This is a genomic window from Speluncibacter jeojiensis (genome assembly GCF_029589495.1).
GTDB classification, from domain to species: Bacteria; Actinomycetota; Actinomycetes; order Mycobacteriales; family Mycobacteriaceae; genus Speluncibacter; species Speluncibacter jeojiensis.
In genome coordinates this window covers 424,820-447,013 of sequence record NZ_JAAIVF010000002.1, presented here as the reverse complement: position 1 = coordinate 447,013, position 22,194 = coordinate 424,820, and the positions used below count along the sequence as shown (strand labels likewise).

The window sequence follows — 22,194 nt, the reverse complement described above, 5'->3', positions numbered from 1 at the left end:
TCAAGCTAACCCATCGGGGCTGTCGGGGAAACCGTCCGCGCGACCGATTTCGTGAACCTGGCCGGAGCCGTCGGCGCGGCACGGTGAATCGGGCCCGCCGATGGTGGACGCTTGTCCAGATCGGTGGATATGATCCGACTCACAGTGGCCAGTGGTGTCTCGCGTCGGTACGGGATGGCGAGAGCGGCCCGATGGAAGGGGAGAGCCCGTGGGGTGTACGACGGTGAAGGCGACGATGTTGGCGGGGCTGACGGTCGCCGCGATGGCGGTGCCGACGGCGGCGGTGCAGACGGTGGCGGCGGCGAGTCCGGCGCCGGCCGGCGACGCGTTCTATCAGCCGCCGTCGCCGCTTCCGGCGGGTGCACCGGGCGACGTGATCCGCACCGAGCCCTCCGGATTCCCGACGACGGCGATCAAGGGGCCGGTCACGACGACGAAGGTGATGTACCTGAGTCGCGACACCCACGATCGGCCGATCGCGGTGACCGGCACCGTGTTCGTCCCGGACGGCCCGTGGCGCGGACCCGGGCCGCGGCCGCTGGTGGTCGACGGGCCCGGGACGCAGGGGCAGGGCGACCAGTGCGCGCCGTCGAAGCTGTTCGCGAGCGGCGGCGAGTACGAGGCGGCCACGATCATCCCGATGCTCGCCGAAGGCTACGCGGTGGCGGTCACCGACTTCGAGGGCCTGGGCACCCCCGGAATCCATCCGTACATGAACCGACTCTCACAGGCGCACACCGTGATCGACATGGGCCGGGCGGCGCTGCGACTCGGCGATCCGTCGATCCCGAAGGATGCGCCGGTCGCGCTGTGGGGGTATTCGCAGGGCGGCGGTGCGGTTGCGTCAGCGGTGGAGCAGCTCCCGTCCTACGCGCCGGAACTCCACGTTGTCGGCGGCTTCGTCGGGGCGCCGCCGGCCGACCTGGCGGCCACCGCGAAGTACATCGACGGCACCGCGCTGATGGGCGCCATCGGCTACACGACCAACGGGCTGGTGGAGGACTACCCGCAGATCAAGCCGGCCGTGGAGGCCGCACTCAACGACAAGGGGCGCCAGTTCCTCGAGGACGTTTCCACCCAGTGTGAGTCGGAGACCATCGCGCAGTTCGGGTTCCACCACAGCAGTGAGTTCACCAGCGATGGCAGGTCGATCGGTGACCACCTGACCGAGGAGCCGATCAAGTCCGTCGTCGACGCGCAGCGCATCGGACTGATCAAACCGACCGTGCCCGTGTTTGTCACCAACAGCACCTCCGATGACCTGGTCCCGCCGTCGAATGTCGAAGGGCTGGTGCACGAGTGGTGCGCACTCGGCGCCGATGTCACCTACCGTGAGTACGCGCTGCCGCACGTCGCGCCGGTGGTCGATCACTCGATCCCCGGTGGGCTCGCGCTGCCGGAGGCCGGGCCGTGGATGGCCGACCGCTTCGCCGGCAAGCCGGTGCCTGTGGGTTGCGACTGACGGATGCGGGTCGGCTGTGACCGCCGGGTGGCGGTCACAGCTGGTGGGGGCGACAGCCGACGGTGGGGCATCCTCTCGCGGGGGCTTCGCCGTGGCCAGAGAGACGCGTGCGAGGTGACGAAAAGCTGCCCGCCGCACCGGTGATCACCCGATTCAGGACGTCGACGAGTCCGGCCGGGTCCGATTGAGGATCGTTTCCCACTCGCCGGTAGCGCTGCCGCGGAGGATCGTCACGTGGGTGTCGCCGACGGCCGCTGAGGCGAGTTCGGCGAGCTCGACGGCGTGCTGTGCGCACCTGGAAAGTTCGGTATCCGTGAAGCAGATGTCGATCGCGGCCGGGGGAGTGAAGCGGCCGCCGAGCAGATCGGTGCCCCCTACCCATCGGCGGCGGCCGCGCCACCAGCGGGCCAGGGCCTGCTCGTGGCAGGTGGTGCGGTCGGCGTCGATGGCGATGACCTCCACCCGCTGGTAGTCGCCTTGCGCGAGTTCGGTGACGAGCCGCGGCGCCTGTCCCCTCCAGCTGAGAGTGCCTTCCACCACGATGTTCTCGCGTTGCGCGATGCAGATTCGGCGGATCTGATCGATCAGCCGGATCGATTCGTGATGGACGAGCCCCGCCAACTCACGCGGCGCGACGGCCTCGCCGTCGGGCAGTGGGCGCGCCAGGATGTCGTCGTAGATCCCTCGGTCAGGGCCTACTCGAGCAGCGCGTCCTTGACGATGTCGGCGTCCAGGATCCGGTAACCGTCCAAGTCTGGTGCGCGCGCACGCAACGCGGTGCTCTTGCCGGCACCCGGGGCTCCGGCCGAGATCATCGCGGACAGACCACCTCGCACCGGATTCTGCCGGTCGAGGCACTTGGCGACGACCCGCTTGCGGAACTTCGCGCTGCGCACGTCGGCGGCGTAGCGGATGTAGGTGTTTCGATCAGAGTCGGTGTTCAGGACATGCCCCGGGGCGGTCAAAAATGACAGCTGTGCGGCGACAACGTCGCGCAGCGGCTCGGCTGCGGTCACTGAGTGCGGGCCGTGCGCTCGAGACGGGCCGTGTTGCGTTCGACGAGTCGGGTGAACTCGTCGTCGGTGAGTCGATCTTGGTAATACGCCTGCTCAACCTCGTCCCAGTTGCCGGTGGTGTGCGAGTCGGTGGCGACGCCGTCGACGTGCGGTACATCGCCGAAGGTGTAGGGCCAGTTCAACAACGTCTCCATCATCGCGGCTGCGTCGATCAGGCCGGCGTCACGCTTGTCGATCACCTCGGCGGGCGTCTCCTGCAGCAGCGCCGGATTCTCGGCGAACCAGGCCAGGATCCGCTGGATGGTGGCCTGCGAGTGCGCACCCACGCGGGCACTGATCTGCCTTTGCGACAGCCCGGCCTCGTGGGAGGCCCGGTAGATCGCCCGGTTGAGCGCGAGGTCCTCGACCCGGTAGCGAGCCGCGATACGGACCAACTCCTGCTCGGCGTGGCCGTCGATGGTCGTCATCACACCACCTCCTGATTCAGATTGAATCACCTTGGATCTGGCAGGCAAGACCCGACAGGGTCTCAGAGCAGGGCGCGGCTCAGATAAGCCAGACGGGTCTCGTTGGCCGTGCGGGACACTGCGGCATGCGGGACAAGGGAATTGAAGCCGTGGAATGCCCCGGGCCATACGTGCAGCTCCACGGGTACACCGGCGTACGACAGCCGCGTCGCGTACTCGACCGCCTCGCTCAGCAGCACTTCGCTGCTGCCCACATCGATGTAGGCCGGGGGCAGCCCGGAGAGGTCCTCGGCACGGGCCGGCGACGCGTACGGTGAGACGTCCGGCCCACCGGCCGCGTCGCCCAACAGGGACGCCCAACTGTGCTGCAGCATCTTCCGGAAGTTGGTGCTGTGCAGATCGGGGGCATGAATGGATGGCCCCTGCAGTCGGTCGTCCAGCATGGGGCATCCGAGGATCTGATGACTGATGACCGGTCCCCGCCGGTCGCGCGCCAGCAGCGCCGTCGACGCCGCCAGTGCAGACCCGGCGCTCCCGCCCATGACAACGATGCGCCGGGAGTCGATCCCCAGACCGCCGGCATTCTCCGCCACCCATTCCAACCCGGCGTAACAGTCTTCGACCGGGGCCGGATGCTGATGCTCGGGAGCGAGCCGGTACTCCACCGACACCACTACCACCTTCAGCGCCACAACCAGATCCGCAAGCGACTCCGCACCGTAGAAGCGATCGCCCGCAACCATCGCGCCGCCGTGAACGTGGTAGATCACCGGCCATGGGCCGTTCCCCTGGGCCGGGGACATGATCAGGAGTGTCACGTCGGGTTCGCCCTCAGGCCCCGGAACCTGCCGCTCGTCGACGACCACGGCGCCGCCGCGGGTCAAACTCTCCACACTCGGCCGCCAGGACGCCATCAGTGCCCGGGACTCCTCGATGCTGCTGGGCCCGTCCTCGGTGCCGAAGATGTCGGCCGGGAGATGCGTCAGGCCGACCTCGAGTTCGGGATCGTACGGGGCACGGATCGAAACTGCTTTGCCCACACTCGTACTCAATTGCTCTCCTCGATAGGACGATTCGCGATGAGACATATCATCAGCTACCGGGCGAGCGCGTGGCGACCGCCAACTGTCGGGGATGTCAGGCCAGATGCCGACGTACGGCTGTTGCCTCCCCGAAACCGCTCACCACCGCCGTCACGGGAAACGCGCCATCATCGGCCGAGCTACGGAGCAGCTGCAACGCATGCAGTGCAATGCTCGCGCGCAGCACATCGGACGGGTCAGCGAAGCTCCAGCCCAGCTTCAGTTCTGCCCGCGCGATGCGGGCAGCCACAGTGCTGTGGTGCATGTGCAATGACGCCGCAGCCTGGCGGAGCGAGCCCGCGCGGCACAAAGCGCCCACGGCTTCCAGCTCGATGCGACCACCGTCCGTCGTGGTGAGAGCTGCAAGCGCGACGACGTCCGGGTTTGCAGCGAGCCGGTCGGGCGGTACGTCCGCCAACAGCGCCACTGCGCCGAGTTGGTCGTGATCGATCACCGCCGACACCGTTCCGGCCGCGGCGAACCTCAACGCGAGCTTCCCCTGCAGCCACGACTGTCGCGCCAGGTGCGGCGGCACGGCGCTGCCGACGCCCGCCAATGTGTGCGGCGCGGCCGCGGTCCCAGGCGCTCCTCCGAGGTCCGAGACCACCATCGACGGATCCGATCGCGGTTGGAGAATGGCGGCCGCGAGCGACCCGATCGGGGCCACCCGGGCCCGTCCCGCCACCGCCGACCGGACTCGGGATACCAGCGCCCTGGCAGCCAGATCCGCGTTGTCGCCGCTCGTCGTCGCCACCGCGACCACTCGGACCGGCCGGTATGGATCCAGGCCGAGCAACCGAATCGCCCGCGCGCGATCCTCCGCGGAATGGGAGCCGGAGATCAGCACCTCCGTGAGCGCCGGGTCAGCGATATCCCGCGGCTGCAGTCCGTCTCGCGACGGCGTCAGCGCGCACGCGGCCAGGGCGAACCGCTCGAGGATGAGATCGTCCAATTCGTTGGGAATACCCGGTCTTTCCAGCCACACCGTTACGCCGTCGCCACACCGCCGCGGCTGCCACACGTCCGGATACTCGTCGTCCAACCGATCACCGTTCGGTGCGAAACGCACGACCGGGTCGTCGGGGCGACCGATGCCCGCCGCGCACTGGGCCAGCGCCGCGGTGGCCCGAGTCAACGCACCCACCGGGACCTGCCGCTCGACGAGCCGGTCGAACGCCGCGATGATCCGCACCGCCGCCTCCGCGCCGGCGTCTAGACCCGACAGCTTCACGAGCAGCCTGTCCACGTCCAACCTCCTGCTGAGAAGTGCCGCTTCCAGCGAACCGCAGTGGCGGACGCCCACGCACATTCTGTATCAGCCCCCGGCGGCGGCCCGGCGGCCCGGACCCTCGCAGCGATTTCACCCGGACTGGGACAGCCTGCCGTCGCGAGGTTCACCGCCAGGGACTGCTGCACGGATAGGTGACAACCAAGCTGCCTGGTCGAGAGACTGGGCTGGAAGGATGTTGCCGTGCCCAAGCCGTTCCCCAAGGAGTTCCGCGACGATGTGGTCCGCGTCGCGCGGAATCGCGATCCGAAGACCACGCTGGAGCAGATCGCGAAGGACTTCGGGATCCACGCCACCACCCTCGCGGGATGGATGCGGAAAGCCGATGTCGAAGACGGTGTGAAGCCCGGGACGACCGAGGATCAGAACGCCGAGCTTCGTGAGCTCAAGCGCCGCAACCGGCTGCTCGAGCAGGAGGTCGAGGTCCTGCGCCGCGCGGCCGCGTATCTGTCGCAGGCGAACCTGCCGGGAAAATGATCTACCCGCTCGTCCGCGAGTTGGCCGAAGACGGGATCCCCGTCGCGGTGACGTGCCGGGTACTGAAGATCGCACGCCAGCCCTACTACCGCTGGCTCGCCGCACCGGTGACCACCGCCGACCTCGACGAGGTGTACCGGGCGAACGCCCTGTTCGACGCGCACCGCGACGACCCGGAGTTCGGGTACCGGTTCCTCGTCGACGAGGCCGCGGACGCCGGCCAGAAAATGGCAACCCGCACCGGGTGGCGGATCTGTTCGGACAACAAGTGGTGGAGCTCGTTCGGCAAGAAGCGCGGCGCCAAGAACGCCCGTTCCGGCCCGCCGGTCCACGACGACCTCGTGGCCCGGGACTTCACCGCAGCTGCGCCGAACATGCTGTGGCTCACCGATATCACCGAGCATCACACCGGCGAGGGCAAGCTCTACCTGTGCGCGATCGAGGACGTGTTCTCGAACCGGATCGTGGGCTACTCGATCGACTCGCGGATGAAGGCACGTCTCGCTGTCGAGGCGCTCGATTCGGCAGTTGCCCGGAGGGCCGCGGCCGGCGATCGGGTCGCCGGATGTGTGGTTCACAGCGACCGTGGGTCGCAGTTTCGTTCTCGAAAGTTCGTGCGCGCCTTGGGTCGTCACGCGATGGTTGGGTCGATGGGCCGTGTTGGCGCGTGCGGTGACAACGCTGCGATGGAGTCGTTCTTCGCGTTGCTGCAGAAGAACGCCCTCGACCGCCGACCGTGGGCCACCCGTGATGACCTGCGGATCGCGATCGTGACCTGGATCGAACGGACCTATCATCGCCGCCGACGTCAGAGCAGGCTGGGGAAGTTGACCCCGGTCGAATACGAGACCATCATGACCACGCCAGCCACTCAGGCTGCGTGAACCGAACTGTCACCTGATCGTGCAGCAGTCCCATCTGTTGGGCAGCAGCTGAACCAGAACAAGGGACTGTCAGCGAGTGGGGTCACCTGGTTTCGTGCACATGCCGAGCCACTCCTAAGAACCAGTGCTGGCCGGCAGGAACCGGGGGCCAGCACCACTGCTGATGGGAGTGCCCGATAAACGGTGGATCCAGTCCGCTAGGCCGTCGGCTCGCGCCCCGAGCCACACGGCAGGCAGCGTTCGTGGACGCCGAGGAGAACGCGGCCGTGCTCGACTACTTCGCCTCCGACGGTTCGATCACGCTGGGCTGGGGTGTCGTTGTGCCCTGTGCCGATTCGGGAAAACAGGGGGAAAACGTAGCCAGGCTCAACGATCCATGTCCCTTGCCGGCGTCTTGCAGGGCGATGCTGTAACCGTCCGGCGTGGTGGCCACGGTGTAGTCATCAGTTGACCCGTGCCGGATCGTCCACCCCTTACCTGCCCAGAAGGCCCGGATCAGGTCGAAATAGTGCCGATCCTGCCCCGGCGGGACACCGACCAGCCAATACCTGATCTGGACATTCCACGGGCCGTGTTCGACGGTGTTGCTGTCATCGCACGGAACAGTGACACCGGGACGCAGGTCACCGAGCACGGGGCTGTCCGGGTGATACGACAGGCTCACCCCGGGAGGCAGCGCGGCGAGGGTCTGCCGCAGATAGTCGTAGCTGCGGTCCCTGGCAGCCTGTTCGGTCAACGACTGGTCCACGCCCGATTCCTTCCCACTGGTGTGGCCGCTGCATCCGGTGAGCACACCGACCAAGGCGGCCAGGACCGCCAAGGCCAAGGCTGCGCGGCGGGTCATTTCACCGCTCCGGTGTTGCCCGCCATGATGTCTCCAATGTTCTTCAACGAGGCACACGGCCCGCTCGGCCCCACGTCCCAGTAGTTGCTGTGCACGCTCGGGTTGTAGCCAAGGTAGTACCAGGGGCCGGTCGGTCCGGGATCTGAGGTGAAGACCTGCCCGCCGAAGTCGCTGCTGGTGGGGTCGATCCCGAACGGGCCACCGTCGTGTCCGGTGACAGCCTCGCCGATCAGGTTGGCGACCGCCCCAGCCGGGCCACCGGCGACCGACAGGTCGGACAGGTGACTGGCCAGCGGCACCGGATCGTTGGCGGCCTTGGTCGCGAAGATGTGCTGTCCGACTTGGTCTTGTGGGATTCCGTCGAGATGCAGATCGGTGGCGTGGTCGGCGTCGGCGCCGGGACTGGCCAACAGCACCACATTGTCGGCGGCCAGGTGATGCCCTCCCGCGGCGGCATCACCGATCACCGTGGTGCCATACGAATGACCGAGCACCACGTTGTACGACGGTGCGCCGTCATGGGTGACGCGGAGTCCGTCCTGGAAACTGTCGAGCCGCGGCGCGCCGGCATCGGCCCAATGGATGTGCGCTGCGTCGGGGATTTCCGGTGGCGCGTTGTAGCCGTACCAGGTGATCACCGACGAATCCGCCGGTGCGCCCGACGCAATGGCCTGGCCGAGCATCGTCTCCGAGCGGCCCATGTCCTTGGCGATGTCGGGCAGTTTGGTGCCGGTGCCAGGCACGAACGTGGTCACGTTCGGCGCGGTATCGGGGTTGTTGATCGCGATCGCGCCGCGGCCGCCGTCGTCGATCTGCATCAAGAACCGGTCAGACCGCCCGGCGACCTGCTTGTCGACGGCCTCGAAGCCGGAGAGCTTATCCTGCGCGGCCTGCAGTTTGGTGTGCCAGGAGTCGTAGTACTTCCAGGCGAAGTCGACGTCGCTGCGCTGCGTCGGAATGTTCTTGCCCTGCGCCCAGTCCGGATGCTGCGCGGTGAGCTGGTCGACCGTCGCCTGCGCCGAGGCCGTGAGCGTCGGCAGATTCAGCCGGTTGTAGTGGTCCCGGTCCGCGACGGGGATCCCGTCACGGTTGCCGAGGTTCGAGTCCTTCGCGAACAGGGCATCCTTGTCCGCCGCCGAGAACGTGCGCCACAACGCGTTGAGCGCCGCCGGATCCGTCGGCAAAGGCGTGCTTCCGTTCACATACGGCGCCGCAGCAGCATCGACTCCCTGCCCCGGGCTGGAGGCGGCGGCAGCGCCGGCCAGCGCCCCGATCGCCGCGGCGACGGCCGCCGCGGCAGCCTGGTCGGCGGCGTCGACCGCGATGAGCCCGCCGTGGATCTGCACCGTCAGCATCTCGGCCTCGGCCTGTTGCTCCAGGTACGCCAGCGCCATCGTTGCCATGATCGGATCGACGGCGGCGATCGCCGCCACCGTCGTCGGGATTCCGGCCGGGGCCGCCGGCGCGGTCACGGTCCCATCCTCGGCCACCGTCATACCCCGACTCTCGGCCGTGGTCACCAAGTGCAGCACGGCGTCTCGGGCCGCGCCGATGCCGCCTTGGCCGGCGCTGAGGGCGTCGGTGACGGCCAGCAGCCCGGCCGCAAGATGGTTCCCTGCCTGGTGTTCCATCTCCGCACGACCCTGCGCGGCCCGGGCACCGTTGCCCTGCCAATGGTCCATCGCCGTATCGACCGAACGCACCACCTGCGACATGGTCTGGTCGAACCGGTCCACCACCCCATCCAGACCTACACCCGCAGTACCGAGGGCGTGGGGCTGCCACGCCCGCAGCTGCCCGATCCCCGGCCTCACAGGCCACCGCCGAGACCGCGCAACTGGTCGAAGAACGCTTGCTCGGCGTCCTCATAGGCGGTCGCGTTCGACGAGGCGGTCTGCGACATCTGCGACAGCCGGCCCGAGACCTGGGCCAGTGCGGCCTTGATCGCGGCAGGCGCCTGCGCGCATGCCCGGGCCGTATCCGAACCGGCCAACGCGCCGACGATCGGATCGAACACCGGTGCCGCGTCCAAACCCGTCACCTGATCGGCCTGCCCCTGCAGATCCGCGCCGAGCTGCCGCAACAGGCCCGCGTCGACCTTCAACACCTGCGGCGTGGTCACCGCGATCACCCCCGTGTCTGCTTCGGGATCTCCCCTGCCCGAACTCGCCGGTAACGGTAACAAGACGGCGCGCAGGTTCCCGCGGCAACCGTGGTGTGGACCCGCCGCCGGGCACGGCAATACGAGGTGCACGCCGCCACGCCGAACGCCGCTGACCGGCGACGAAGTCCTCGATGTGCTCGTCGCCCGCTACGGCATGGCCGAAGCCGTGGACATGCTGCGTAACCCCTGACCACCGCCACCCGACAGTGTGGCCGGACAGGAAGTGATCCGCCGTCGGCCTATCGGCCGGGGCGTTCGAGAATCCGCCGTTCAGACCAGGGTTCGAGACTCGCTGATGGAGGAAAAACCCGGCTTATCCAGCGATCATCTGCTCCGACGCTCGCGAAATCTTCTGGGCTGAGGCGGGATTCGCAATAGTTCAGCATCAACACCAGGCTCGCATCCCCGGATGGCGTCACCAGCGTTACCGAGCAGGAATCACGCCCGGGGCGGTAGCAGGTGCACCACTGATCCTGCACGAGCATCCCGAGCCCCCATTGTGGATCGGTGAGGGCGGCGACGAGTAGGTCATGGCTGCCCGGCACCTTGTGGTTCAGCTCGAGCCAGACCTTCAGTGTGTTGCTGTTGCTGTACGTGTATGTGCAGTGAGCTGCACTGAATCTGGTGAAGACCCCGATCCTCCGCAGCAGTTTCGATTCCAGCGCCACCAGCGGATCGTCTGAACGCCCTTCCAGGAATTCGCGCTCTTCCGCAGTGAGGGTGGGCCGGCGGCTGAGCGTCGTGGTCCCCCACTGATCGACGTTCCGTTGATGGGCTTTCAGATCAGCAGCCCAATCGATGTCCCCGACACCCCTGATGATGAGCAGGGCATCGGTCTGCGCGAACCCCAGGTGAAGATCCCGTCCCCGGGCACCCCTGATCCGGATCCCTGGCGAATCCTCCACGTAGCCATCGGAGTCGATGGTGGGGAGGACTGTCTCCAGAAACTGCGCGCAGACAGATCGTCCCTCGGCGTCACCGTCGAGGAAGACGATCGGTGCATCCCCATCAACGAGGCGAATACGCCCGACGTGGAGGGGATGAGCCGACCGTTCGTCGATCCCCGACAAGGCGCGGAACACCGCCGACTCGAGCCTCTGCTGGTTCTTGTCTGGGCACGACAGCAACGCCGGTGAGGGAGGCATCGGCCGGAAGGAAAGATGCTGGTGAGACTCACCTGTGTGGGTGTGAAAACTGAACGTGGGCATGCTCGTCGACCCGCCTTCATGTACCGCTCACCTTCAGTACGAAATCTGCTCGACGCTGCCATAAGTTGATTCGCCACACACGAACACACTGGCTTCATCCGAGCGCCACGGTGAGGACAGCCACTCGGAAACGGTGCCACGAACCGGCCCGGACGCTACCGCAGACAGCAACTGCGTGTCCTCGGATTCGGGGACGAACCGACGCGCAACGCAGGGGACGCATTCGGCCTTCTCGAGAGCGTGACCGCAGGCCCCGCCGACTGCCACTGCCACACCCAGCCGGTATCGGTCAGGGGAATCGATAGAAGACCGGATCTCGACCTATCCACTCCGCTTGGTCTTCAAGCCCACTCGGGCGCGCATGAGAGCGCCCGAGCGACCGCCGGAGTCTGCATCATCGTGCGGATTGCGGCGGCGAAGTTCGGGGCCGGTGCGGATTCGAGCCGGGAAACAAGGTTGAACGACCCTCCTCGCCGGCGGTGATAGGCGATCTGGTCGAGCAGCGCTTCCCGAACGGTGATGATCGAGTCCTTGTGGACCAGCATCAAGAAGTCGTCCGGGGTGTAGACCTCGTATCCGAGGAGGTCGTCGTTGTCGGCAGCGAACCGGTGGAATCCCTCGTCGCTGGTGATGACGTACTGGACGCGGCCGTGCTCGGCCGCGGCGTGCAGGTGCGCGTCGTACTCGTCGGTGTACTCGAGCCCCGGATCGATCTCGTATCCGCGGATCCGGCCATGCTCAGCGACAGCGGTGATCCGGTCTCGCACGCCGCCGATCTGCTGATCAGAGAAGTGCGGGTGATTCTTCCGCAGGTGGTAGACCAGCTCTGCAAGGATGTCTTCGGTCCAGCAGAGTCGGAACAGTGGCGGACCGGACCTGTTGGCGAGCAGGCAGATCCAATCGCGCAACGTCCTCGAATACAGCACGTTCGCGTCCGGCAGCACGTTCGGCACCCCTGCACTCACCCGAGTGAGGATAGGCGCCGGCACCGAACGTGCCACCAGGCGCGCGGATCGAGATCAGTAGTCCAGGCCCTCGGAGTCTTCGAAGTCGCGGAGTTCCCACAACGCCTCACGCTGTTGCTCACGCAGACGGTCGCGGTAGGCGAGGACGTCAGCGGTACGAAGCCGGGTGTGGGTACCGACCTTGTGGGCGGCGATCTGCCCGGTGGTGACCAGCTTCATCAACGTCGGACGTGAAATGCCAAGCAGGTCCGCAGCCGAGGTCGTCGTCAACTCCTCCGGCATCGCTCCGATCGTGACCGTTCCCCCTGCGGCGACGATCCGCGTCACCTCGACAAGAACCCCCGCCAGCTCCGGCGGCACCACCGACTCCAATGCCGAACGGTCGACCGCGCCCGCCTGCGACATTTCAGCCGCGGTCACCATCAGTGTCGCCTTCGCAGCCCCACGATCAACCATCGAGTTCATCGCCGCGCACCTCCTTGCACACCACCGACCGTAAACAGTTGCACTTATAAGTGCAACTCAATTTTGGGGCTTCCCCACGGCGATCGGCCGTGGCAAGAAGTACGCACGGCCGGCAGAACGAGGGCAACAGGCGCGCCATCCGGCCAGGTCACACCCCTAAAGTAGATGCTTTTTATATACTTAGTTGATACTTTCGTCATAGTTGTTATAGTGGTTTTCATGATCACAACCGAAGACACCGTCGTCGTTTTCACCGCCAAGAGCCCCGCAACGATCCTCCGGGAGGGCGGCTCCCAGGCCTGGAAGCTCGACCCGACCCGCGCCAAGAAGTGCACGTGGCTCGTGTGCACGCAGAACGCCCACAACGTCGAGGACTACGCCGACGGCAACGAACCCCACGGCAGCGCCTTCCTGATCGGCCGGATCTCCCGCATCAGCCCGGCAACCGAAGTCGGAGTCGAGGGCCGTTGGAAGGTCGAGTTCAGCGAGTACGCCCGCATCGCCTCCCCCAACGTGTGGGGCGGGGACCGTAACCCCGTCCGGTACACCAGCCTCGACGCTCTGGGCCTCGATCTCGACGGCGCCGACTTCCAGAAGGTGGACCGCGACAGTGCAGTGAAGCCGACGCCAGCCGTCTCGGCGGGGCTGACGATCGCGCAGGCAAAAGCCGGGCTCGCCGCCACCTACGGTGTCAGCGTCGACGCCATCGAAATCGTGATCCGCGGATAGCGTCATCCATAAAGCGGCGGTCCCATTTACCTATGGGGGCCGCCGCTTTCGGCTTCCTCGAGACAGCCGGTGACAGGCCCACCTCGCCGCCGGGGTACGGGTGATCGAGGGCAAGAGGGCGCGCAGCGGCCTCGCGGCAGCCCTCTCTTCTACGAGCAGTTTCCGGTGGCTACAGGCCGTGTCCGGTGTCGCGGGGCGCCTCGTAACCCATGTCGTAGGTGAAGTTCGAGGTGGTGGCCGCCGGCGCCGGGCGGGTGGGCTTGGCTTTTCGGGCGGGCGGGGCGTAGCCGGGGATCGTCCGCAGGTGACGCTCGGCGTCGATCGCGGCGACGTCGGCGAGCTCGCGCTGGATGTGGGGGTGGTCTTCGAGGGCGTCGAGTCGGTGTTCGAGGGCGGCCATGCCGGCCTCGGTGCGGGCGGCGCGGCGCAGTTCGGGTGCGGCGAGGGCCGTGCGGGTTTCGACCAGCCGTGCTGTGGCGAGGGATCGGGCGGTGGCCAGTTCTTGGTCGCTCATCCGGGCGTGGTCTGCCCGGTAGTGGCGGCCGTCGATCGCGGTGATCGCGTCGCGCAGTGGCCCGTTGGTGTCGGGGTGGACCCCGCCCATCGGGTCGGGGTCCTCGAGCGCGGTGCCGGTGAACATGCGGTGCGAGGTGATCGCTTCGATGACCTCGCGGCGCAACCGGTGGCGGCGCGGGTCGGCGCCAGGATCGCCGAGCGCGGTCACCCAGGTGGGCTGGTCGCGTTCGGCGGTGTCGGTGTGCTCACGGATCGCGGTAGTGATCGTCTTCGCCGTCCGGGCGAGCGGGGTGGCCGGATTCGTGTGCGGCGGCGGTAGGAGCAGGCCGATGTGCTGCAGGTCGTCGGTCCGCTCGGGCAACGGACCACGCGCGGCAGCGATCTGGCGGGCCAAAACCCGCGCCGGAGTGTTGCCGGCCTGGTCGAAGCCCTTCGCTTTGCCGACCTTCTGCAGTTCCTTGACCGCCGTCAGCACGATCGCAGGAGTATCCCGTTCGGCCATGTCGGTGCGGCCAATCTGCCGGGTCACCTGCCGCCACCCGGCCGTATCCCCTTCGAGGGTGCGCATGTTGTGGTCGGGTAGCAGCTCACCGAGCAGGGTCCGGGCCCGCTGCTCGTAGAAGTCGTGGATCTGGTGGGCGTAGTCGCGGATCTGCGTGGCACGGGCCGTCGGATCCTGCGACAACACGAAGGTATTGGCCTCGGCGGTGAGGTGGGTGGTGGCGTGCTCGAGCGCCCGCTGGCGTTCCGCGACCACCGTCCCGGCGGCCGCTGCAGGCAAGGCTCGGGAGAAATCGTTGACCGATAAACCATCCCTGAACTGCTGCGGGGTGAGAACTGGTGGGGCCTGCGGGTTTTCACCGTCGGTTGTTGCTGCGGCGTCGCAGCCCTCGGCGGTGATCCGGTCACACAGCCGCCACCACAGGGCGGCGGCGGGCAGTTCGTCGGGCAACGGCCGCCCCGCCACTGCCTCACCGGCGAGGGCCGGGACGTCGATACCGGACTGGTGGGCGGTGGTGAACCGTTCGGCCAGTTCGGGCCAATACGGATCGGTGGTGATGCGGGGGTCGAGCTGGTCGGCGAGGGGCTGCCAGCGGCCGGTGTGCGCGTGCGGATCCCCGAGAACCTCGGCCGCGCGGGCGTCGAGGCGTTGTTGCGCGCGGCGTTGCGCGGCGGTGGTGCGGTGCGGTCCGGTCGGCCGGCGGTCGGCGTCCGGGACCGCGAATGCGGCGCGGGCGACGGCGAGGTCGGCGACCAGCTCGCGCTGGCCGGCGGCGAGCAGTGGGCGCGCCCACCGCGGCGCCAACGCGGTATCCCATGCGGCGGCACGCGCGTGGACCTGCGCGGCGAGGTCGGTGACGAGATCACGCCTGCGGCCGAGGTCGGTGACGAGATCACGCCTGCGGCCGAGGTAGTCGGCCATGGCGGCGTCGATGGTCAGCATCATCGGGATCTTCGGCAGCCACGGCACCAGGCCCTGGCCGGCGCCGTGGCTGCCGGTGGGGTCGGGGGCGAGGCGCCAGTCCAGCACGGCAGCCGGGTCGGCGGCGGTCGCCAACTCGCGCGAGTCCACGACTGCCGCAAGCCGGTCGATCGGATCGGTTCCGTCGAGTTCGAGGTCGAGGGCCGCCAGGCGGCGGCGCAGCACCGGATACGCGGGTGCGTCGGTCAGGCCGGGGTGGATCTGTTCGGCGGCGGCGTCGATCCGCGCCAGCTTCTCGGCGCCGGCCTGGTGTTCGGCCGCGGTGCCGACCGCATCCTCGAACGCGGCGGCGGCCGCCGCCAGCCGGGTGGCGAGGTCGGCGAGTTCCCGTGCGGTGGTGGTGGCCGACTTCTGTGCCCCGTCCCGGGACAGAATTCCGGTGAGCACGTCGACCGCGGTCGGCGGGGACAGCACCTCGCGGCGGAGCACGGTTTCCGGGTCACCATCGTGCGCGGTGCCGAGATACAGGTGGTTCGCCCGTTTGCCGCGGGTGAGCGCCACGTAGGCGAGTTGCCGGGTTTCTGCGCCGGTCGCGACGACATGGCAGGACTCGGCGGTGATGCCCTGGGCGCCGTGGATGGTGCGGGCGTAGCCGAGCGTGACGTGCTCACGCACATACTCCGCCGGCAACGTGATGGTCCGGGCGGCGTCGCCGATCCGGGTGGCGGTCACGGACCCGTCCGGGTGCACGTTGTTGAGCGTCCAGCGGTCGCCGTTGCGCACGAAATCGGTGGCCGTCAGCATCAGCCGACGGTCGTTGCGGCGGGTGCAAATGACATCCCCGGCGGACGCTTGCAGCTCGTCGGACAGCCACACCGATGCCCCCGGCTCGGCGGTCTCGGTGCCTGTTTCGGCGGCGAGACGGTCGGTGCGGGCACGTTCGTTCAGGGCTTTGACGGCGTCCGCGGGAGTTGAGTCCCGCATAGTGGTGTAGCGCGGTCACCGTCCTCGTCCTGGACGAGGTGCGGCCACCGCGTGACCCTTTCGAGTGAACCTTCCAAGCACTCTCGGACGGAGCCCCACGATGACCGCACCCCATATTGTCGATCCTGCAGGCCTTCTTGGCGAGGCACTCGCGGAAGCCTCCCCGGATCTGATGCGTCACCTGCTGCAAACGATCGTCAACGCCCTGCTCTCCGCCGACGCCGACGCCGTGGTCGGCGCCGAATGGGGCCAGCAAAGCCCGGACCGAAGCGCCCAACGCAACGGCTACCGCCGCCGCGGCCTCGACACCCGCGTCGGGACGATCGACGTCGCGATCCCGAAACTGCGCAAAGGAACCTACTTTCCCGAATGGCTCCTCGAACGCCGCAAACGCGCCGAGTCCGCGTTGATCACCGTGGTCGCCGACTGCTACCTCGCCGGCGTCTCGACCCGCCGGATGGCTCCCCCGCTGCCCGCTTCGCGATCATCGCAGCGGGCGGTGCCCCCAAACTGGTCAAAACCCTCGGCATCGATTCGTTGTCGAAGTCGCAGGTCTCGCGTATGGCCCAGGACCTCGACGGGCTCGTCGACGACTTCCGTCACCGCCCGCTGGATCAAGCTGGCCCGTTCACGTTCGTGTCCGCGGACGCGCTCACGATGAAAGTCCGTGAAGGCGGCCGCGTCGTGAACACCGTCGTGTTGCTGGCCACCGGCGTCAACGGCGACGGGCACCGCGAGGTCCTCGGCATGCGCGTGGCGACCAGCGAAACCGGCGCGGCATGGAACGAGTTCTTCGCCGACCTCGTCGCCCGCGGACTCGGCGGGGTCCGGTTGGTCACTTCCGATGCCCACGCCGGACTGCGGGAGGCGATCGCGGCGAACCTGCCAGGCGCCTGCTGGCAACGTTGCCGCACCCACTACGCCGCGAATTTGATGAGTATCTGCCCGAAATCGATGTGGCCGGCGGTCAAAGCGATGCTCCACTCGGTCTACGACCAGCCCGACGCCCCGGCGGTGCACGCCCAGTTCGACCGGCTCCTCGACTACGTGACCGAGAAACTCCCCGCGGTGGCAGACCATCTCGGCGGCGCCCGCGAGGACATCCTCGCGTTCACCGGCTTCCCGAAAGACGTGTGGACGCAGATCTGGTCGAACAACCCGACCGAGCGGCTCAACAAGGAGATCCGTCGCCGCACCGATTCGGTGGGGATCTTCCCGAACCGCGACGCGATCGTCCGCCTGGTCGGTGCGGTGCTGGCCGAGCAGACCGACGAATGGGCCGAAGGGCGCCGCTACCTCGGCCTGGACATCCTGGCCCGCTGCCGGCTGACCACCATCACCACCGAACCCGAGATCGGAGTCGACACCATGCCCGCCCTGTCCGCCTAACCCAGCATCGGGTCACGCAGCGCTACACCACATCCCGGGACTTGACCGTGTGGCGGTCGCCGTCGGCGTTACTCCGGTGCTTGCGTAGCAACTCGCTGACGGTCACCCGCGGCCCGTTCGGGTCGCAGCGGTGCCGTCCGACCCCGGTGACCTCCGTGTCGGTCTTCGGTGCCTTCCCGCCGGTGCGTGTGTCGGGTTCACCCGCGCTCTGTGTCGTGGTGACTCTTCGCGGCCGAGTCGAGTGCCGGCGCCAGCGGTGCGAGCGCGGCGCGGAGGTGGTCGGGGAGTGATCCGGACATCACGACCAGGCCAGTGCCAGTGAGGTTTTCATCCGCCGGTCGCAGCCAACGCTCGAGTGCGATGCGGACCGCCACTGCCACGCCGGCGGCGAGCACGTGAGCCGTGTGGCCGTCGGCGCCGCCGAGTCGCTCGGTGATGGCGTCGGCGAGCGGTTGCTCCAGGGCGCTCGTGGTGCCCAGGAACGCCTGCCGGAGGGCTGGCTGGGTCGTGATCAGCAGCAGCGCATCACGACGGTGTTCGCCCGCGTCGGTGTACTGCTCGACGATCGCATCGGTGATGGCGTCGGAAAGCCGGGCGGTCGAGGGTTGTGCGGCAACTGCCGCAGCGACCTGGGCTTCCCGTTCGGCCGTGACGCCGGCGACGATCGCGTGCTCGCGACTGGAGAAGTAGTTGTTGTAGGTCCGGGGTGAGACGCCGGCGGCCTCGGCGATGTCCTCGACGCGCACGTTTTCCGGTCCGCGTTGGAGAGCCAGTCTCAGTGCTGATTCGCGTAGAGCTCGGCGAGTGGCTTGCTTCTTGCGCTCGCGCAACCCGGGTTGTTCCGTCGACACCACACCATCATGTCAACAAAGACTGCGCCCGCGCAATATTGCGTGCACGCATGTTTACGTTTAGCGTGTGACCGCGAACCGACATGCCCGACGGAAGGGACCGCTCAGATGCGCGGCAAGGGAATGACTTACGACACCGGCTTCGTCCGGAACGGCAGGGTGTCACGTGAGGAGTTCGACCCCGAGGTGGTCGGGCGCGAACTCTCCATCATCCGAAATGATCTGCACTGCACCGCAGTCCAGATCGTCGGCGGTGACCCTGGCCGACTCGAGCTCGCCGCTCGCTGCGCCGCCGAGGTGGGGTTGGAGGTCTGGTTCTCCCCCTACCCGCTGGACCTGACCCCCGACGAGATCGCGACCCTGTTCGTCGACTGCGCGGAGCGCGCCGAGCGGATCCGACGCACCGGAGCCGAGGTCGTGTTCGTCGCCGGTGTCGAGTTGAGCATCATGAACCACGGTTTCATCCCCGGCGAAAGCACTTCGGAGCGACTGGATCTGCTGCTGGGTGACCCCGATGCCCGGCCCGCCCGGTTCGCCGAGGTGAGTACACGGCTCAACGACTTCTTCGGTGAGGTGCTGCCTCGAGTGCGGGCACGCTTCGAGGGCAAGGTCACCTACGCCTGCATACAGTTCGAGCAGATCGATTGGACCCCGTTCGACTATTTGTCGATGGAACTGATCCGGTCCGCAGAGGTGGCAGACCGGTTCCGGGAGGGTGTGCGCACGCTCGTCGCGCAAGGAAAGCCGGTGGCCGTCACCGGATTCGGGACGGCAACGTGGTCCGGCTCCGGTGACGTCGCGCCCCGCAGCATGGAGATCGCCGAGCATGACGCATACGGTGACCCGATCCGGCTGAACGGGCACTACACACGTGACGAGGCCGGCCAGGCCGCGTATCTGCGTGAACTGCTCGAGATCTTCGACAGCGAGGGTGTCGACAGCACTTTCGTGTTTCTCTTCGCGCTCTACAACTATCCGCACCGGCCGAACGGTGACCCGCGCGACGACCTGGACCTCGCCGGCCTCGGGATCGTCAAGGTGCTCGAGGACCGGCGCGGCCACACCTACCCCGACATGGCGTGGGAGCCCAAGATGGCGTTCACGGCGGTGGCCGAGCACTACCGGAAATGACGCCCGGCATCCGGTCGGGCCCCGCCGGGATCACTCCCGGTGCTTGCGCAGCAACTCGCTGACGGTGACCCGCGGCCCGTCCTCGCCGCGGTGCCGGCCGCCGCTGGTGGTCTCCGCCTCGGTCTCCGGGATCCTCCGCCGACGTCCCGGGCGCGGGACCTCGCTGCCGTTGGCGCCGGCGGATTCCGGTGCAGCCGGCGATTCGGTGGCCACCTCCCACGGCATCGCCCGCGGCGTGGGCGCGGGGCGAGAGGGAGCGGGCTGCGGTGTGGGCCGGGCCGCCTCCGGTGCGGGCTGACGAGGCCGAACCGGCTGCGGGGCAGGGGCGGGCTGTCGCTGCGAGGGAACGGGCGCCGGCCTGGGTGCCGGGGCCGGCGCGGCCTCCGGAGCGGGCTTCGCCACCGGGGCCGGCCTCGGCTCGGGAACGGGCCGGAGAACCGGGACCGGCCTCGACGTGGCCCGCGGGCCCGACTCGGATCCACCCTGCGCCGCAGCGCCGCCCGAACCACCGGTGGCCGGCTTCGGGCGGGGCTGCGGCGCGGACGGTTTGACCGGCGCCGGCGCATCGGCGGCGAACGCGGGTGTCAGATCCGCGGTGATCCGCGGGATCGCCTCGGTCAGCGGTTCGCGGTCCCGCACCGGCGCGGGACGGTCGCCGAGTTCGTTCTCGAGCTGGATCTCGCCCAGGCCGATCTTGCGCTGGATCTTCTTCATCCACTGCGGGGCCCACCAGCAGTCGTCCCCGAGCAGCTGCATCACCGCGGGCACCAGCAGCATGCGGATGACGGTGGCGTCGAGGATCAGCGCAGCGATCATGCCGTAGGCGATGTACTTCATCATCACGATCTCGGAGAACCCGAAGGCGCCGGTGACCATGATCAGGATCAGGGCGGCCGCGGTGATGATCCGGCCGGTGTGCGCGGTGCCGGCCCGGATCGCCTCGGTGGTGGTCGCGCCCTGTTCGCGGGCCTCGACCATCCGCGAGAGCAGGAACACCTCGTAGTCGGTGGACAGGCCGAACAGGATCGCCAGCATCAGCGGGATCACCGCGACCATCAGCGGCCCGGGCGTGAAATTCGATATCCCCGAGCCGTGACCGTCGATGAAGATCCAGGTCAGGATGCCGAGCGTGGAGCCGAGGCTCAGCGCGCTCATCAGCACGGCCTTGATCGGCAGCACCAGCGACCCGAACGCCAGGAACATCAGGATCGTCGTCACCAGGATGACGAAGATGACCATGAACGGCAGCCGCGCGCCGACCGCGTCGATCGAATCCTGGTTGCTGGCAGGTGTGCCGCCGACGAGGATCCGCACCCCGTCCGGCGCCGGGATCGCCCGCAGCGCATTGATCTGCGACTGCGGGTGCATGCTGTCGACCAGGGTCGACGAGAGCACGTCCACACCGTTCGTGGTCGCCTGGGACGGGGTGAACTTGCCGGTGAAGCCGGGCACCTGGTTGGCCGCGCGCGCGATCTGGCTCAGCTGCTGGGAGTCGGCGTTCTCGATGACCAGGTTGATCGGGTCGGTGCGCAGCTTCGGGAACAGCTCGTCGAAGTGCTCCTGCGCCACGCGGGTGGGGTTGTTCGGCGGCAGATAGGTCTCGCTGAGACCGCCGAACTGGATGTTCTTGAACGGCACGATCAGCAGCAGCATGACGATCACGATCGGCGCGGCGACCACGGCCGGATGCTTCATCACCCAGTCGGTGGTGCGGGCCCAGAAACCGCTCTCGATCTCTTCCTGTGTCTTGGTGCGGCGCAGGAACTTCAGCCCCAGCGCGTCGACGCGGTGACCGAGCATGCCGAGCAGGGCGGGCAGCACTGTCAGCGAGGCGATCGCCGCGAACGCGACCGCGAAGATGCCGCCCAGGGCCACCGACTTGAGGAAGCCCTGCGGGAACATCAGCAGCCCGCCCATGCAGACGAGCAGCAGCGTCGCGGAGAACACGACGGTCCGGCCGGCGGTCATCACCGTGCGACGCACCGCGGCCCCGGTGTCGTATCCCTCGGCGATCTCCTCACGGAACCGGCTGACGATGAACAGCCCATAGTCGATCGCCAGGCCCAGGCCGATCAGGCTGATCACCGGCGAGGCGAACGTGTTGATGTCCATGAAGTGGGTCATCACCCACATCGCGCCGGTCGCGCCGGCGATGGTGAGCACGCCGATGATCACCGGCAGCGAGGCGGCGACGACGCCGCCGAAGACGAAGAACAGCAGCAGCGCGACCAGCGGCAGCGCGATCACCTCGGCCCGGCGGGTGTCCTCCTCCATGCCGTTGCCGATCGCGTCACCGATCGGCTGCAGCCCGGACACCTCGACCTTGACGCCGGGGATGTCGAAGTCGTTCTTGACCGTCTTGAACTGGTTGAGCGTCTCGGTGTCGGTGTTGCCGGTGAGCTCGACGCGCGCGAACGCATGCTGTTTGGAGTCGTCTGTGAAGATCGTCGCGTGCGTCGACCAGTAGCTGATGACCGAGCCGATGACGCCCGGATGCTCGGTCTTGAGCCGGTCGAGGCTGGCCTGGATCTCCTGCGTCAGCTGCGGGTCGTCGACGGTCTTGCCCTCGGGCGCGGTGTAGAGGACCAGGATGTCGCTGCCGTGGTCGCGGCCGAAGGTGGCGTCCGCGAGCTGGGCGGCCTGCGTCGACTGCGACGCCGGGTCGTCGTAGCCGCTCTGGCTGAGCCGGCTGCCGAGTCCGAGGCCGATCCCGCCGGCGATGAGCAGCGCGATGACCATCACGGCGAGCACCACGCGTCGGCGGCGGTAGACGAACCGTCCCCATCTGGTGAACACGTCGGACTCCTTCGTTCTCTGCTGAGCTGGACTCGCCGCGAGGCGGGGCGGCC

At 68.0% G+C, this 22,194-nt stretch carries 19 protein-coding genes and 1 pseudogene; 6 read left to right on the top strand and 14 right to left on the bottom strand.

Translation table 11 applies throughout. The annotated features are described in order from the left end of the window. Positions 1–223 precede the first annotated feature (223 nt). A complete protein-coding gene (locus tag G4X40_RS09280) occupies positions 224–1,462 on the top strand; it encodes a lipase family protein (RefSeq protein ID WP_277831919.1) in 1,239 nt (412 codons plus the stop codon). Positions 1,463–1,615: 153 nt separating this feature from the next. Here G4X40_RS09280 and G4X40_RS09275 read toward each other — a convergent pair whose 3' ends face one another. The 5 genes from G4X40_RS09275 to G4X40_RS09255 all read right to left on the bottom strand — a co-directional run bounded on the left by G4X40_RS09275 (position 1,616) and on the right by G4X40_RS09255 (position 5,273). Continuing rightward, the gene (locus G4X40_RS09275) at positions 1,616–2,083 is read right to left on the bottom strand and encodes a zeta toxin family protein (protein WP_277831918.1); all 468 of its coding nucleotides are present in this window, start codon (positions 2,081–2,083) and stop codon (positions 1,616–1,618) included. Positions 2,084–2,157: 74 nt separating this feature from the next. After that, complete coding sequence (locus G4X40_RS09270; RefSeq protein WP_277831916.1) at positions 2,158–2,478, bottom strand: hypothetical protein; 321 nt, start codon at positions 2,476–2,478, stop codon at positions 2,158–2,160. Continuing rightward, positions 2,475–2,945: a winged helix-turn-helix domain-containing protein gene (locus tag G4X40_RS09265; RefSeq protein WP_277831914.1), complete on the bottom strand. Its 471-nt coding sequence runs from the start codon at positions 2,943–2,945 to the stop codon at positions 2,475–2,477. The genes G4X40_RS09270 and G4X40_RS09265 overlap by 4 nt, the downstream gene beginning before the upstream one ends. Positions 2,946–3,007: 62 nt before the next feature. Beyond that, a complete protein-coding gene (locus tag G4X40_RS09260; RefSeq protein WP_277831913.1) occupies positions 3,008–3,985 on the bottom strand; it encodes an alpha/beta hydrolase in 978 nt (325 codons plus the stop codon). Positions 3,986–4,082: 97 nt separating this feature from the next. Further along, the gene (locus G4X40_RS09255; RefSeq protein WP_277831911.1) at positions 4,083–5,273 is read right to left on the bottom strand and encodes a PucR family transcriptional regulator; all 1,191 of its coding nucleotides are present in this window, start codon (positions 5,271–5,273) and stop codon (positions 4,083–4,085) included. Positions 5,274–5,498: 225 nt separating this feature from the next. Here G4X40_RS09255 and G4X40_RS09250 point away from each other — a divergent pair. Next, positions 5,499–6,676 (top strand): IS3 family transposase gene (locus G4X40_RS09250; RefSeq protein WP_277831909.1). Its coding sequence is split into 2 segments (ribosomal slippage): positions 5,499–5,783 and positions 5,786–6,676, totalling 1,176 coding nucleotides; the frame shifts between segments, so codons are not numbered across the junction. A 274-nt stretch (positions 6,677–6,950) separates the two neighbouring features. On the opposite strand, the gene G4X40_RS09245 is transcribed toward G4X40_RS09250, so the two are convergent. The 3 genes from G4X40_RS09245 to G4X40_RS09235 all read right to left on the bottom strand — a co-directional run bounded on the left by G4X40_RS09245 (position 6,951) and on the right by G4X40_RS09235 (position 9,642). Then, positions 6,951–7,424, bottom strand: coding sequence for a hypothetical protein (locus G4X40_RS09245; protein ID WP_277831907.1), 474 nt, complete (start codon positions 7,422–7,424; stop codon positions 6,951–6,953). A gap of 92 nt (positions 7,425–7,516) precedes the next feature. Beyond that, on the bottom strand, positions 7,517–9,256 hold the full coding sequence (locus G4X40_RS09240; protein ID WP_277831906.1) for an alpha/beta hydrolase: 1,740 nt from the start codon (positions 9,254–9,256) through the stop codon (positions 7,517–7,519). A gap of 74 nt (positions 9,257–9,330) precedes the next feature. Continuing rightward, the gene (locus G4X40_RS09235) at positions 9,331–9,642 is read right to left on the bottom strand and encodes a type VII secretion target (protein ID WP_277831905.1); all 312 of its coding nucleotides are present in this window, start codon (positions 9,640–9,642) and stop codon (positions 9,331–9,333) included. On the opposite strand from G4X40_RS09235, the gene G4X40_RS09230 reads away from it, so the two are divergent. Then, entirely contained in the window at positions 9,635–9,874 is a 240-nt protein-coding gene (locus G4X40_RS09230) for a hypothetical protein (RefSeq protein WP_277831904.1), read from the top strand. The two genes, G4X40_RS09235 and G4X40_RS09230, sit on opposite strands and share 8 nt — an antisense overlap. A 49-nt stretch (positions 9,875–9,923) precedes the next feature. On the opposite strand, the gene G4X40_RS09225 is transcribed toward G4X40_RS09230, so the two are convergent. From G4X40_RS09225 to G4X40_RS09215, 3 genes are all read right to left on the bottom strand, one after another. Continuing rightward, positions 9,924–10,892: a hypothetical protein gene (locus tag G4X40_RS09225; RefSeq protein WP_277831903.1), complete on the bottom strand. Its 969-nt coding sequence runs from the start codon at positions 10,890–10,892 to the stop codon at positions 9,924–9,926. 341 nt (positions 10,893–11,233) lie between these two features. Beyond that, positions 11,234–11,857, bottom strand: coding sequence for a PIN domain-containing protein (locus G4X40_RS09220; RefSeq protein WP_332844331.1), 624 nt, complete (start codon positions 11,855–11,857; stop codon positions 11,234–11,236). Between the two features lie 54 nt (positions 11,858–11,911). Further along, positions 11,912–12,322 (bottom strand): helix-turn-helix domain-containing protein, encoded by a 411-nt coding sequence (locus tag G4X40_RS09215; protein ID WP_277831902.1) that lies wholly within the window; start codon positions 12,320–12,322, stop codon positions 11,912–11,914. Positions 12,323–12,541: 219 nt separating this feature from the next. Between G4X40_RS09215 and G4X40_RS09210 the strand changes: the two genes are divergently transcribed. Continuing rightward, positions 12,542–13,051: a hypothetical protein gene (locus G4X40_RS09210; RefSeq protein WP_277831901.1), complete on the top strand. Its 510-nt coding sequence runs from the start codon at positions 12,542–12,544 to the stop codon at positions 13,049–13,051. 169 nt (positions 13,052–13,220) lie between these two features. Here the strand turns inward: G4X40_RS09210 and G4X40_RS09205 are convergent, their stop codons facing one another. Beyond that, the gene (locus G4X40_RS09205; RefSeq protein ID WP_277831900.1) at positions 13,221–15,794 is read right to left on the bottom strand and encodes a hypothetical protein; all 2,574 of its coding nucleotides are present in this window, start codon (positions 15,792–15,794) and stop codon (positions 13,221–13,223) included. 280 nt (positions 15,795–16,074) lie between these two features. Between G4X40_RS09205 and G4X40_RS09200 the strand changes: the two are divergent. Continuing rightward, a pseudogene (locus tag G4X40_RS09200) lies at positions 16,075–17,363 on the top strand (IS256 family transposase). A 197-nt stretch (positions 17,364–17,560) separates the two neighbouring features. Here G4X40_RS09200 and G4X40_RS09195 read toward each other — a convergent pair. Beyond that, positions 17,561–18,217 (bottom strand): TetR/AcrR family transcriptional regulator, encoded by a 657-nt coding sequence (locus G4X40_RS09195; RefSeq protein WP_277831899.1) that lies wholly within the window; start codon positions 18,215–18,217, stop codon positions 17,561–17,563. A 105-nt stretch (positions 18,218–18,322) separates the two neighbouring features. On the opposite strand from G4X40_RS09195, the gene G4X40_RS09190 reads away from it, so the two are divergent. Then, positions 18,323–19,345, top strand: coding sequence for a hypothetical protein (locus G4X40_RS09190; protein WP_277831898.1), 1,023 nt, complete (start codon positions 18,323–18,325; stop codon positions 19,343–19,345). 30 nt (positions 19,346–19,375) lie between these two features. On the opposite strand, the gene G4X40_RS09185 is transcribed toward G4X40_RS09190, so the two are convergent. After that, complete coding sequence (locus G4X40_RS09185) at positions 19,376–22,141, bottom strand: MMPL family transporter (protein WP_277831897.1); 2,766 nt, start codon at positions 22,139–22,141, stop codon at positions 19,376–19,378. Between the last annotated feature and the right edge of the window lie 53 nt (positions 22,142–22,194).

Bases quoted from the DNA above. Each gene is read 5' to 3' on its own strand.
- G4X40_RS09265 (WP_277831914.1), bottom strand. From the start codon at position 2,945: ATGACGACCATCGACGGCCACGCCGAGCAGGAGTTGGTCCGTATCGCG.
- G4X40_RS09225 (WP_277831903.1), bottom strand. From the start codon at position 10,892: ATGCCCACGTTCAGTTTTCACACCCACACAGGTGAGTCTCACCAGCAT.
- G4X40_RS09215 (WP_277831902.1), bottom strand. From the start codon at position 12,322: ATGAACTCGATGGTTGATCGTGGGGCTGCGAAGGCGACACTGATGGTG.
- G4X40_RS09210 (WP_277831901.1), top strand. From the start codon at position 12,542: ATGATCACAACCGAAGACACCGTCGTCGTTTTCACCGCCAAGAGCCCC.
- G4X40_RS09205 (WP_277831900.1), bottom strand. From the start codon at position 15,794: ATGCTGACGGCCACCGATTTCGTGCGCAACGGCGACCGCTGGACGCTC.
- G4X40_RS09190 (WP_277831898.1), top strand. From the start codon at position 18,323: ATGCGCGGCAAGGGAATGACTTACGACACCGGCTTCGTCCGGAACGGC.